At 37.1% G+C, this 13,456-nt stretch carries 9 protein-coding genes; 6 read left to right on the top strand and 3 right to left on the bottom strand.

Annotated elements, in window-relative coordinates; translation table 11 throughout:
• Positions 1–226 precede the first annotated feature (226 nt).
• From ACKPEB_RS18225 to ACKPEB_RS18210, 4 genes are all read left to right on the top strand, one after another.
• A complete protein-coding gene (locus tag ACKPEB_RS18225; protein WP_408966390.1) occupies positions 227–1,516 on the top strand; it encodes an AAA family ATPase in 1,290 nt (429 codons plus the stop codon).
• Between the two features lie 2 nt (positions 1,517–1,518).
• The gene (locus ACKPEB_RS18220) at positions 1,519–2,031 is read left to right on the top strand and encodes a hypothetical protein (RefSeq protein WP_408966389.1); all 513 of its coding nucleotides are present in this window, start codon (positions 1,519–1,521) and stop codon (positions 2,029–2,031) included.
• 176 nt (positions 2,032–2,207) lie between these two features.
• Positions 2,208–3,551 carry an AAA family ATPase gene (locus ACKPEB_RS18215; RefSeq protein WP_408966388.1) on the top strand — a complete coding sequence of 448 codons (1,344 nt, stop codon included), beginning with the start codon at positions 2,208–2,210 and terminating at the stop codon, positions 3,549–3,551.
• A gap of 11 nt (positions 3,552–3,562) precedes the next feature.
• A complete protein-coding gene (locus ACKPEB_RS18210; protein WP_408966387.1) occupies positions 3,563–4,339 on the top strand; it encodes an RloB family protein in 777 nt (258 codons plus the stop codon).
• 133 nt (positions 4,340–4,472) lie between these two features.
• Here ACKPEB_RS18210 and ppsA read toward each other — a convergent pair whose 3' ends face one another.
• Entirely contained in the window at positions 4,473–7,016 is a 2,544-nt protein-coding gene (gene ppsA / locus ACKPEB_RS18205; protein WP_408966386.1) for a phosphoenolpyruvate synthase, read from the bottom strand.
• A gap of 423 nt (positions 7,017–7,439) precedes the next feature.
• Here ppsA and ACKPEB_RS18200 point away from each other — a divergent pair, with 423 nt between their 5' ends.
• Positions 7,440–7,826: a winged helix-turn-helix transcriptional regulator gene (locus ACKPEB_RS18200; RefSeq protein WP_408966385.1), complete on the top strand. Its 387-nt coding sequence runs from the start codon at positions 7,440–7,442 to the stop codon at positions 7,824–7,826.
• A gap of 24 nt (positions 7,827–7,850) precedes the next feature.
• Here the strand turns inward: ACKPEB_RS18200 and ACKPEB_RS18195 are convergent, their stop codons facing one another.
• Positions 7,851–8,738, bottom strand: a complete 888-nt coding sequence (locus tag ACKPEB_RS18195) for a carbohydrate ABC transporter permease (protein ID WP_408966384.1) — start codon at positions 8,736–8,738, stop codon at positions 7,851–7,853.
• A 195-nt stretch (positions 8,739–8,933) separates the two neighbouring features.
• Complete coding sequence (locus ACKPEB_RS18190; protein WP_408966383.1) at positions 8,934–10,403, bottom strand: CIA30 family protein; 1,470 nt, start codon at positions 10,401–10,403, stop codon at positions 8,934–8,936.
• A gap of 659 nt (positions 10,404–11,062) precedes the next feature.
• Between ACKPEB_RS18190 and ACKPEB_RS18185 the strand changes: the two genes are divergently transcribed.
• Positions 11,063–13,456 (top strand): DUF4347 domain-containing protein (locus tag ACKPEB_RS18185; protein WP_408966382.1); only part of this gene is annotated, 2,394 nt, incomplete at its 3' end.

The raw sequence follows: 13,456 nt of genomic DNA, 5'->3' as shown, positions 1-13,456 counted from the left end.
TTCTCAACTATAAAATTAGGATGTAGAAAAATTATAGCTTGATGCGATCAGATCAAACTGCTATGCTAAACTATAAGTTAGCGGTATTTATCCTGAAGCTGAGGTAAAACGTTAAACGGTGGAAACAATTTTCTATGAAATTAATATTTTTTTAGCAATTTTTGTATCTATTTCAAGAATTTTTAATTAAAGTTTATAAAAATTGTTCAACTATACAAATCGCCTAATGCTTAAGCAAATTAACTTAAAAAACTGGAAAAGTTTTAAAGATGCAACATTATATATTGATCCAATTACTATTTTAATTGGAACTAATTCTAGTGGCAAGTCTAATGTTATTGATGCTTTAGATTTTTTAAGTCGCATTCCTGAAGCAAAATCTTTAGAATCTGCTTTAATCGGTGATAGTCATACCCCAGGAATTCGAGGGGGGTTAGAATGGGTGGTTAAAAAACCAGAAACACAGTTTACTTTAGAAGCGGTTATTAGTGGAGGATATGAACAGGAGGATGAGCAAGTTGAATTTGATTGTCTTTATAGTATTACAGCAGAAATAGAACCTAAAATCCAATTAATTAATGAATTTATAAAATTAATTAAATCTAATGAGAATGATGGAATTAATAACTCATCAGAAAATACGGTTAGTCGTATAGATTCATTTCCACATCCCTCTTTGAGTGGGATAAAAATGACTCTTGGAAAGTATGAATCATCAGCATTAAACAAATTGTTTCCTAGCACTCAATTTATTTTGATGAATCAGAAATATCTGCCCTTTTATAATTTTTATTCTTTGATAACTACGAGTTGGAGTCACACTACTACTATAGAAGTTCTCAAAAAAATATTTATTATTAACCCAATTCCTCAAAGGATGAGAGACTATTCTCCTCTATCAAAAACTTTAGAACAAGATGGCTCAAATCTTGCGGGAGTTTTAGCCGCCCTTCCTGAACCTGAGAAAGAGAAAATAGAACAAACTTTATTGAATTATTTATCCCAACTTCCTGAAGGAGATTTACAACGAGTTTGGGCTGAACCTGTGGGAAGATTAGGTAGTGATGCGATGTTATATTGTGAGGAAAAATGGGGTAACAATCAAGAACCTTTATTAGTCGATGCAAGAGGAATGTCCGATGGAACCTTAAGATTTTTAGCCATTTTAACCGCTTTATTGACCCGTCCTGAAGGAAGTTTAATTGTAATTGAAGAAGTTGATAATGGTTTACATCCCTCTCGTGCAGGTTTACTTTTACAAATGTTACGAGAAATTGGGCAAAAACGTAATATCGATGTTTTAGTTACAACTCATAACCCGGCTTTAATGGATGAATTAACCCCTGATTTTATTCCTTTTGTTATGGTTGCTTATCGAAATCAAGATACCGGAGAAAGCCAGTTAATTCCTTTAGATGAAATTGAAAATTTACCGAAATTAATGGCATCAGGTTCTTTAGGAAAAATTACCCAGCAGGGATTATTAGAAGAAAGTTTAGCTAAACATCGGGAATAGAAATGATGGGAAAAGTATTAATTTTTGATACTTCTATCCTTTGTGTTTGGTTAGGAGTTCTGGGTAAAGAAACCTGTGGTTCAAAAGAAAATTTTTGGAATAAAGCTAAAGTTGAGGAAATTTTACAACGAGAAGAACAATTAAAAACAACGTTTGTTTTACCGTTAGCTTCTATTATTGAAACGGGAAATCACATCGCCCAAGCTTCAAATTTACGGTATGAAACTGCTCTAAAATTAGCAGAATTAATGAAATTAACGGCGGATAATCAAACCCCTTGGGCTGCATTTACCCAACAGTCAGAGTTATGGAATTCTGAACAAATTAAACAGCTTGCGGATGAATTTCCTCAGTTAGCCACACAAAAATTATCCCTCGGAGATGCAAGTATTAAGCGAGTTGCAGATTATTATGCTAAGTTAGGTTATGAGGTCAAAATTCTAACAGGAGATGAGGGATTAAAATCTTATGAACCTGCGAAACCTCCCTTAATTCCTCGGCGTAAGCAAAAGTAACCGTTTCCCTCTTCAAAATGTGAAAATCGGGTTGACACTTGTAAGACAATAAGCTATCTTTATATTTAAAGTTGATTTATATAGGATTTAACTTTAAATATAATTAAAATCAAACAATGTTAATTCGGTTTACTGTAGAAAATTTTCTATCTTTTAATGAAAGAACTGAATTTACGATGATTGCTTCTCCTGACAACAATCATCCTCGCCATGTTGTTCAAGAGGATAACAAAGAATCCATTAGATTATTAAGAACTTCTGTGATTTATGGAGCTAATGCTTCTGGTAAATCTAACCTGATCAAAGCCATGAAATTTGCTCAAGATTTTATTGTAGATGGCGTTGATAAAAATAAAAATATAAAAGTTAGTCTATTTAAACTTGAGCAAGATTCTTCTAAAAAGCCCTCTCGGTTTGAATTTGAGTTTAGACATCATCAAAAACAGTATGCTTATGGATTTATCATTGATCCTACTCAAGTTTATGAAGAATGGTTATTTGAAATAGGTATTACCAAAGAAGAAAGAATTTATGAAAGAAATGGCAATGATTATCAATTTAACTTTAAACATTCTCTATTTAATAGAATAGAAGGTGAAGAACAAAGCAGAATTAAATATGAATCTAAAAGTACGAGAGAAAATTTATTATTTTTAACTAATTCTAAAGAACGCCGTATTACACATTTTAAAGATATTTATAATTGGTTCTCAAATGTATTAAAAATTTTGTTTCCCGAAAGTAAACCTTTTGCACTTCCCTTACTGTTAAAGGACAATGAAGAATCATTAAACCCAGGTTTTTTTAATAATTTTAATCAATTATTAAAATCTTTGGATTTAGGAATAGAAAGAGTAGATATTAATGAAATTGATTTAGAAAACTATGAGAGAATTCCGCTAGAAGTTAAAGAAATGATTCAAGAAGAATTCCCTTATCATGATGAAACAGCTAATGCAATATTTGTTTTAGCAAGAAATAAAGGGAGCAGTTTAATGATTCGATCTATTCCAGATTCAAAAGCTTTGAAAGTTATGAACTTGGTTATAATTAAGCATGATAAAAATAAAAAAGAAGTTTTGTTTGAAATTGAAGAAGAATCAGATGGAACCCAAAGAATTATAGATTTAATTCCGATGTTAATTAAACTCTCTCAAGGCGATGTTGTTTTTGTTATTGACGAAATAGAAAGAAGCCTTCATGTATTGTTAGCGCGGAAAATATTTGAGCTTTTTCTCAATTTTGAAATAGAGAATCAAAATCAAAATGATAAATTGCATAATAGCCAATTAATTGCTACAACACATCAAGTTACTCTTTTGGATATTAAAGAACTTTTTAGAAAAGATGAAATTTGGTTTATTGAAAAAGATCAACATGGACAATCAATTGCTTATTCTCTTGCTAATACCCATGTAGAAAATTTAGATTTAGTTAAAGGTTATATTAACGGTCGGTTTGGAGCTATCCCTTTTTTCAGAGCGATTAAAAATGATGAAAAACCAGTTTTGGCTACATAGGAATCAAAGAAATGCCTAGAGAAAGAAATGATTATCAACGAATAGTCCAAGATATTTTAGATGAATGCAAGGATGGTAACTGGAAAATTTATGTCATTGCAGCAGAAGGTGACAAGACAGAATATTTTTATTTCCAGAAGCTCATTCAACAATACAGTTTACAGTTAAACAAGAGGAATATTAAGTTAAAATATCTTGATAGAATCCATTCTGGAGACTCTGCTCCTGCTGCTGTTTATGCACAATTAAAGCAATGTTATGATGAGTTAGTTAAAAAATATGATATCCAAGAGTATGATGAATTATGGATGATTATTGATACAGATGATTATAACAACCGTAAAGTTCAAATTCAGCAATTAACAAAACTCTGTCACGACAACGAAAATTTTAAAATTGGATTGAGTAATCCTTGCTTTGAACTTTGGTTAATTCTCCATTTTGTAGATGCGGATACTCAATTGGCGAAAAGTAATAATTCCCAAAAATCTAAAACTAATAAAAAACGGAAAGTCAAACAACCTACAATCAGGGAATCCATTGAAAATGAAGGAATCAAAGGTAGACCTAAACTTTGTAAGCAGGTTCTTGATGATATCCACCCAGATAAATCTAAATCTAATTACTATAAAGAATTTATTAAAGGTAAGTATCTAGTTGCTGCAATTGAACGAGCTAGAAAACTAGGAGACTGTCATCCAACTGATAAGGACTTTCCTCAAAGAATCGGTACAATGGTTTATAAACTTTTAGAACAGTTTTCAGAATTATTTGAACAATTAGATTAAAGCTTCTATCGATTTATTCCTAACCCCAATTAAAAAAGGGTATGACATCGCCATACCCTCATAATTTTAATCCTTAAAATTCAGCAAACTATCTCTGTTGTAGAGACGTTGTATACAACGTCTCTACGAGAATTTATTTCGCTTTAGCAACGTCCATGACTTCATCTAACAATGTGCCAGATTCTTCCATTTTGCCAATGTCCAGAATCGTTTTAATCACAGAGTCGGGGTTCAAGCTGATGGAGTCAATTCCCAGTTCAACTAAGAAGCGGGCAAACTCTGGATAATCGCTAGGCGCTTGACCACAAATCCCAATCTTGCGACCATATTTTTTAGCCGCTTTAATGGCAATCGTGACCATCCGACGGACGGCTTCGTTGCGTTCATCGAAGATATGAGCAACTAAAGCCGAGTCACGGTCTAACCCTAACGTTAATTGCGTTAAGTCGTTAGACCCAATGGAGAACCCGTCGAACACTTGGGCAAATTCATCAGCGAAAATCACGTTACTGGGCAGTTCGCACATCACATAGACTTGCAGTCCATTGACGCCGCGTTTCAGACCGTGTTTTTCCATTTCTGCTAACACTTTGCGACCTTCATCGGGAGTGCGACAGAAGGGAATCATCGGAACCACGTTGGTTAAACCCATTTCGTCCCGAACCCGTTTCAGGGCGACACATTCTAACCCATAAGCTTCGCGGTAGTTGGGGTCATAGTAACGAGACGCACCCCGCCAGCCAATCATCGGGTTTTCTTCTTTGGGTTCAAACTGACGACCGCCTAACAAGTTGGCATATTCGTTGCTCTTGAAGTCGGACATCCGTACAATCACAGGATTCGGATAGAACGCCGCCGCAATCATCCCAATTCCATGAGCCAGTTTATCCACGAAGAAATCGGGTTTATTCGGATAAAGTTTGGTCAGGTCGGCAATTTCCCGTTTAACAGATTCGTCTTCGAGTTGGTCAAATTTCAACAACGCTAACGGGTGCGCTTTAATATGATTGGCAATAATAAACTCAAGTCGCGCTAACCCCACACCATCGCAAGGAATACCGGATAACCCAAAGGCTTCTTCGGGGTTCCCGACGTTCATTAAAATTTTCGTCCGAGTTTTCGGTAGATTATCAAGGACGGTTTCTTGAACTTCAAAGGGAACTAAGCCTTCATAAACCCGACCTTCTTCCCCTTCAGAACAGGAAACGGTAATTTCTTGTCCGTTTTTAATTACGGCTGTCGCATCGCCACAACCCACAATCGCCGGAATTCCCATTTCACGGGCGATAATCGCTGCGTGGCACGTCCGTCCGCCTGCGTTGGTAACGATGGCGCTGGATTTTTTCATAATCGGTTCCCAGTCGGGGTCAGTCTTATTGGTGACTAACACTTCACCCGCTTGGAATTCATCAATTTTATGAACATCCAGAATCACTCGCGCTTTCCCTTGACCAATCATTTCGCCAACGGCGCGACCCCGTGACAGGACGTTGCTGGTTCCTTGGAGTTTGAAGTTTCGGAGAACGGAACCGGATTTTTGAGATTGTACTGTTTCAGGACGAGCTTGGACGATGAATAATTGTCCGGTAATCCCATCTTTGGCCCATTCAATATCCATCGGGGTGTAAGTACCACGAGCTTGTGAATAGTGGTTTTCAATAATACACGCCCATTTTGCTAATTGCAAAATTTCATCGTCATTAATGCAATATTTTTCCCGTTCAGATTGAGGAACTGAAACGTTTTTCGTTAGTTTAGAACCGCCGATGTCATAGACCATCTTCAGTTCTTTGGTTCCTAAGCGTTTTTCTAAAATTGGACGGAACCCTTGTAATAAAGTCGGTTTGAACACGAAATATTCATCCGGGTTCACCGCACCTTGTACGACGTTTTCTCCTAACCCATAGGCGGCGGTCACTAAGGCGGCATTTTTGAATCCCGTTTCAGTGTCGATGGAGAACATCACCCCAGAACTGGCGAGGTCAGACCGCACCATTTTTTGCACACCAACCGATAAAGCCACGTTAAAATGATCGAAGCCTTTAATCGTCCGATAGGAAATCGCCCGGTCGGTGAAAATCGAAGCAAAGCATTTATGGCAGGATTCTAATACACCTTCTTCGCCATAAACGTTTAAATAAGTTTCTTGTTGTCCGGCAAAACTAGCATCGGGTAAGTCTTCAGCAGTGGCGGATGAACGAACAGCAACGTCTACATCGTTCGCATAACGTTTGCATTCTTCCTTATATTCTTCGCCAAATTGGTTGCAGAAATCGCCATTTGTACTGTAGCGTTCACAAAGTTTTTTATAGGCGCTGGTAATCGCTTCTTCTAGGTCGGCTGGAAACGGAGTGTCAAGGATTAAGGAACGAGCTTGTTTACCGCGTTGCCGCAGATTTTGCATATCTTCAACATCGAGGTCTGCAAATAGTTCTCGTAATTTTTTCTCTAAACCCGCAGACTCAATAAAATAACGATAAGCATAAGCAGTAGTCGCAAATCCATTGGGAACATTCACGCCTTGGGGGGTCAGTTGTTGAATCATTTCACCCAAGGATGCGTTTTTTCCACCTACTAAGGGAATATCTGAAATTCCCACTTCATCAAACCACAACACAAAAGCTTTTTCCTTCGCTTCTGAATTTACGGTTCCAGTCGTTGCATAAGCGTCAACCATTTTAAAATTCCTCCAATTGGAATGACGATTGAATCAAAACTCGTCAATCTTTTTTGTTTATTTAAGTTCAAACTTAGGTCAGAATGTATTTATCCTTACCCGTACATTCTGAGGGGCTGGTTCTAAATCATTCCAGACTGAATTGAATGTTTAGAACTTCATCAATCTTGCATTACGAACTCGGTAGTTCTTAAGATTTTGTTTCGTTTTCTTTTCTCTAGGTGTGAACTTTCGGTCTCAACGGAGGGTTTGTTTTCCCTCTATCTCAAAGCGTACTACTTTCTATCGTGATTTCAATATAGGTTCATTTGGCTCACATAGTTACCAAAAGTAAAAAATAGTTGCCATTAGGGAATTATGCGCTATTCTTAAAAAAGATTAAATCCTCAAGTCTCTTGGGATTAACGTTAACAAATGTTGCAAATGAATGTTACTCCTTGTCTCAAAAAACCAGAGTTGGGTTCTGCAAGCTCCCAGAATCCAAATACTTGCCCCATTCAATATATTGTGCAAATCATCAGCAGCAAATGGTCGGTCTTAATTTTGCGGGAGTTATTAATTAAGAATTGTCGTACCCATGAATTTTTAGACGCTTTACCCGGAATTAGTACGAAAACCTTGACAATTCGCCTCCGAGAATTAGAAAAATATGGTATTATTGAAAGGAGGGTCTATGCAGAAATTCCCCCTCATGTTGAATATTCGCTCACGGATAAAGGACGACAATTACAACCTGTATTAACGGTGTTGAAACAAGCCGGAGAACGATTATTACAGCAAGATGCTTGTCACTGTTCCATCAACTCTTAAAATCGGTGTTGGGTGTCAGGTTGACTACAGGAAAGGACGATTGCTGTTAAGATTTTCGCTAAACCGTTCAACGATTAATCGTAAAATTGATAATCCCAAAACGATTAAAAATAAAATTAACCCGATGGTACAAGCATAACCTAAGTCTAACTCTTGGAACGCTCGTTCATACAAATAATAAACAATCGTTTTAGAACTATTTCTTGGCCCACCTTGGGTCATAATATAAACTTCTTCAAACACTTTCGTTGAGGATATCGCCGAAATTACCCCCACTAAAACCATATAAGGTTTCATCAAGGGTAAGGTAATATCCCAATGTTTTTTGAACCCATCAGAACCATCAATACTAGCGGCTTCATACAATTCTAATGGAATTCCTTGTAATCCTGCTAAATAAATCACCATATAATAGCCTAATCCTTTCCAAATCGTCACCGCCATCACACTAAATAAAGCAACATTAGGACTGGTTAACCAAGGAATAGCCGGAAACGAAATCGCACTCAAAAGTTGATTGAAAAAACCATTTTCTGCATATAACCATTTCCAAGCAATACCCGCCACCACCATTGAAATGACAACCGGAACATAATAAGCGGTTCTAAATCCATTAATTCCGCGTAATTTTTGATTGACTAAAATTGCTAAAGCTAAAGGTGCAAAAACTAAAATTGGAACCACAATCATTAAATAAAGAAAGGTATTTTTTAAGGTTTCCCAGAATACCTCATCTGTCCATAACCGTTGAAAATTCTTAAACCCCACCCATTCTGGCGGCGCGAGTAAGTCATAACTAAACAAACTTAAATAAAATGCTTGTAATGCTGGCCAGAATACGGTTAAACTCAGCATTAATAAAGCAGGAAATAAAAACAAATAAGGTGTTAAACCCGATTTAAACTTTAACATATATCAGGGAATAGGGAACAGGGAATAGGGAACAGGGAACAGAAAAAAGATAAATTTTCAACAAGCAGTTTAAATCTTTATTCGCTTCATGTCAAAATATGATTTGATTTTAAGTGCTACGCATTACAGTTGTAGAGACGTGCCATGGCGCGTCTCTACCAAATCCTGAATACATTCCCTGTTCCTTATTAATCATTAATCAAGTTTGAGTTGAGAAAATAACTCATCCCAATTTTTTGATACTGGACTATCCAGTTCTGCTTTAACTTCAAAAGTCGTATTACACGCTTTCGGTTGAGTTAACGCTTGAATACATAACTCTGCAATATCTTCTCGACTAACTTGTCCTTTAATCGTATCTCCTTGGTCAAATATTAACGCAGAACCGCCAGGTTGTTCTGTTAACGCACAGGGACGAATAATCGTATAGGGAATTCCACTCGAACGAATAACCTCTTCTCCGCGTAATTTCCACGTTAAAATCCCGCCTAATTGTTCATTTAAACGTACCGCCGGAGGTTCTTCTTCTAAATTTAATCCCGGTTTCCCCGGACGAGTGACCCCCGCCGAACTTACCTGAATAAACCGAGGTAAAATTTCTCCGCCATAGGCTTTAATTGATTCAATTTCTAATTGAAATAACCCCGGTTCAAATTTAGGGTTTAATGCACCATCATATTCAAATTTACTCAACATTAATTGTAAGGAAAACACTTGACTAGAATTAAACGGTTGTCCCTCTGGTAATGTTTTAGCACGAAACACTGGAATTAATTGATTAAAGGGAATCCGAATTGTAATTGGAATATTGTAAACCGTATCAAAGGAATAACAATATCCCACACTATCCCAACCCTCATTACAGCGAATAATAAATTTATAACGTTTTCCATCTCCCTTAACCCGTAATTCAATTCCTTGATAATTTGATAAATTTAAAGGCGGTTCAAAATTACGAGTTCTAACGGAAACAAACCCTCCAGAATTCGCCGTTGAAACATATCCCGTAAATAAAGCTGCATTCGGAATTAATTTCAATGAACTTTCACTCATTCCCCCCATAACAATATCATCTAAAGCTCCCCAAATTTCCTTAACTGCTTCAGTAGGTTGGGTAAAATCAAACAAAACTTTATCCCCAGAATTTCTCAGGGTTTTAGGTGCTGCATTGATTAAATTTTGAATTCCTTTATATTCTACTAATTCCGGTACATCAACCACTTCCGGCATATAAAACTTAATTCCTTGATAATATTTTTCTCGGTTTGGTGTATCTCCCTCCACAGGTTGGACTTTAGTTCCACTACAACAAATAATTGCATTAATATCTTCAAAGATAGCAGGCGTTAAAGTTTCAGGAATGGTTAAATCTGCTTCAATTAATTCTACCGAATTTCCTAAAATTGTTCTTGCTCTTTTCGCATCCCGAACCAAACAACGGACTTTAATCCCTTTTTGCTGTAACCGTTGAACCACTCGTTTTCCAACTCCTCCTGTCCCACCAACTACTAAGATTATATTGGGTTTATCAAGGTTGGTTTTAACCTTTCCACCGAATAAATTTTGTATCCATCTAATGTTACCAATAAACGGAATCACCCCAAAATAAGCTAAGGTTTTCAGGAACCGACCGCCATCCCATTGTCCTTTTTGTGGTTCTGTCATCGCCTTCTCCGTATAATTTTGTTAAGGAACTGTCGTTATAGATTAAGATATGTAACAAATATAACTTACAAGCGGGATTGTGGGAGGGATAAGTTCCATGCTGAATTTCACGCTTACCGAAAAATCACTAGAAATCAGCGTGGGGTACTTCCACCCTTCAGCAAGCTCAGGGTATCACAGGTTCAGTAACACCTTCGAGAAGACTTCGGCGTGAGCGAACGTCGAATGCTCAGTAACAACAGGGACTCCCCCAAGTTAATTTTGCGCTTGTCAATCCCGACAAACTTAACAATATTTATACTGAAATTATAAGACCAAGATGGGAGTTTGAAAACTTAGTGTCAATACATAACTCTTGATTAAAATGTAAACTTTTGTAATCATTTTCAAGACTTCTGAAGAAAAAACAATCAGTTAGTTTATACTAAATTTATTAAATTCATATTAAATTAGGATATTCTCTAATAGAACCCAAAGGCTTGGATAAAATCCCTAGAGATTGTCCTTTAGAAGCATCACATAAGCGGGGTGCAATCTCTTATAATCTTTGGATTCCTCTGTGCGAGGGGTGAGTTTTACGCTGGAAAAACCTCCTCACTTTCTAACCGATTCAGGCTAACCCAAAACCATTTCAGGTAATAGAAAATAAAGGATTGATCATGAATATCGTTAATTTTGAACTGAGTTCAGCCTTCACAGACAATATATTACTGATCATTGATTCATCCGTTACGAATATCCCCCAATTATTAGACGCAATGGGTGAAAATGTTGATTTTATCATCCTCTCCAAAAATGAAGATGGAATTCAACAAATTACCAATATTTTATCAGGCTACAAAAATTTAAAAGCTGTTCATCTCCTCACCCATGGAAGTTCAGGAACACTGCATTTAGGGAATACAACCCTAAACGTCAATAATCTTGAAAAATATGCGCCGCAACTGAAAACTTGGCGACAAACTTTTACAGAAAATACCGATTTTTTAATTTATAGTTGTGAACTCGCATCGGATGACGGTCGGTTTCTGTCCCGTCTTCATCATTATCTAGGAGTCAACCTGGCGGCTTCGCGTCAAAAAGTGGGTTATACTCCCTTGGGAGGAAGTTGGAACCTAGATGTTATCTTAGGAAAAATTACCACTCCATTTCCGTTTGATCAAGAAAAAATTACTGATTATCCAGCCATATTAGGGACTTATAACGTTAGTACCGTTGATGAGCTAAAAACAGCCATTAACACGGCTAACACCACACTAGAAGACGATATTATTAATTTAACAAAAGGAGTCTACAGCTTAACAACGGTTGATAACAACACCTCCGATGGTGTTGCTAGTGATGCTAACGGTTTACCTACTCCTGCGGATATAAGCGTTGGCGGAAAACTGACCCTGAACGGGAATGGGGCTATTATTGAACGAAGCACCACAGCACCTGCTTTTCGTTTCTTTTATGTTCCCTCCAAGAGTGACCTCACCCTCAATAACCTCAGTTTCAGGAATGGGGAAGCACATAGACGGGGGGGAGCAATTTTTGTTAGTAGTAGCTTAGGCAATCTTACCGTTAATAATAGTACCTTTGCCAATAACAAAGTCACAGGCGAGGGAGGATATGGCGGTGGGGCAATTTTTATTTACTACAGCAGTACCGCTACCATTAATAATAGTACCTTTTCCGGTAACAGCGCAGAAGATAGTGGCGGTGCTATTCATAATATTGGAAACTTATCCATTACTAATAGTACCTTCACGAACAACAAAGCCGATATTAATACGAGTAATAATACCTCTTATGATAGTGGTGGAGCAATTTTTCAAAATACTGGAACAGCTACCCTTAAAAACACATTAATTGCTGGAAATCAAGACTTATCAACAGATGTTAAAAATCCCGATATAGCGGGAGGAACTTGGATAGATGGAGGTGGAAATTTAATCGGAGATAATAGCGGTGTTGAAACCACATTTCCAGCTAGTAGCTTAGTGGGAACAGCCAGCAATCCTTTAGATGCTAAATTAGGCCCTTTACAAGATAATGGTGGCTTAAGTTTTACCCATGCTTTGTTAGCAGGAAGCCCAGGGATTGATACAGGAAATAATGCCAATGCAACAGGATTAACAACTGACCAACGAGGCGTTGGATTTGACCGAATTGTTAATAATACTGTTGATATTGGTGCATTTGAATACGTCCCCCCACCAGAAATAGAAGTCTTAGACGGAACCACCAATATTATTGATGGAACTTCAACAGCTATTAATTTTGGTCAGATATCCCTGGGAGGAAGTCTCACTAAAACTTTCATGATTAAAAATACCGGATTAGGGGATTTATTATTAACTAATCCGATAACGTTTAGCGGAACAGGCTTTACCGGATCAGGAAATTTTACCACCACTACACTCGCTCCTAATGCTAGTACAACTGTTGATGTTACCCTCACACCTAATCAAATAGGAACACTCCAAGGAGAATTATCTTTTAGTAATAATGATGGAGATGAAAACCCGTTTAACTTCCCCTTTTCATTGATTGCTTCTGTGGTAGAAATTAGTAAAGTTCAAGCTCCTCCTGCGATTACCTTAAAAGCGGGAGATAACCTCGATTTTGTGGTGACATTTACTCAGCCTGTCACGATTAATAAAGGCACAGGAAATGTTAATATTCCTGTTACCTTAGATACAGGCGGAACTGTTAATGCGACGTTATTAGGTACAGGAGCAGCGAATACTCAGCATATTTTCCGTTACAATATCGGTTTAGGAAACGAGGATAATACTGGTCTCGTTATGGGAACAGCGTTAACCTTAACGGGGGATGCAACTGTTAAAGATAGTGGGGGAAATAACGTTAATTTAACCCTCAAAAATGTGACTGATACTACAGCCATTAAGATAGATGCAGTCACCCCAACCATTAGTAGCATTACTCGTCAAACTCCCCTCACAGAAATCACTAATGAAAATACAGTTATTTATCAAGTGAATTTTAGTGAAGGAGTGAAAGATTTAGACAGTAGTGATTTTATTATCACTTCAACAGGAACCGTA

This window comes from Planktothrix sp., assembly GCF_046067725.1.
GTDB lineage: Bacteria > Cyanobacteriota > Cyanobacteriia > Cyanobacteriales > Microcoleaceae > Planktothrix.
This window is presented reverse-complemented; position numbering and strand designations above follow the sequence as displayed.

What these genes read in the sequence shown, in the direction of transcription:
- ACKPEB_RS18225 (WP_408966390.1), top strand. Translation starts at nt 227, where the DNA reads ATGCTTAAGCAAATTAACTTAAAAAACTGGAAAAGTTTTAAAGATGCA.
- ACKPEB_RS18195 (WP_408966384.1), bottom strand. Translation starts at nt 8,738, where the DNA reads ATGTTAAAGTTTAAATCGGGTTTAACACCTTATTTGTTTTTATTTCCT.
- ACKPEB_RS18210 (WP_408966387.1), top strand. Translation starts at nt 3,563, where the DNA reads ATGCCTAGAGAAAGAAATGATTATCAACGAATAGTCCAAGATATTTTA.
- ACKPEB_RS18215 (WP_408966388.1), top strand. Translation starts at nt 2,208, where the DNA reads ATGATTGCTTCTCCTGACAACAATCATCCTCGCCATGTTGTTCAAGAG.
- ACKPEB_RS18190 (WP_408966383.1), bottom strand. Translation starts at nt 10,403, where the DNA reads ATGACAGAACCACAAAAAGGACAATGGGATGGCGGTCGGTTCCTGAAA.
- ACKPEB_RS18220 (WP_408966389.1), top strand. Translation starts at nt 1,519, where the DNA reads ATGATGGGAAAAGTATTAATTTTTGATACTTCTATCCTTTGTGTTTGG.
- ACKPEB_RS18200 (WP_408966385.1), top strand. Translation starts at nt 7,440, where the DNA reads ATGAATGTTACTCCTTGTCTCAAAAAACCAGAGTTGGGTTCTGCAAGC.
- ppsA (WP_408966386.1), bottom strand. Translation starts at nt 7,016, where the DNA reads ATGGTTGACGCTTATGCAACGACTGGAACCGTAAATTCAGAAGCGAAG.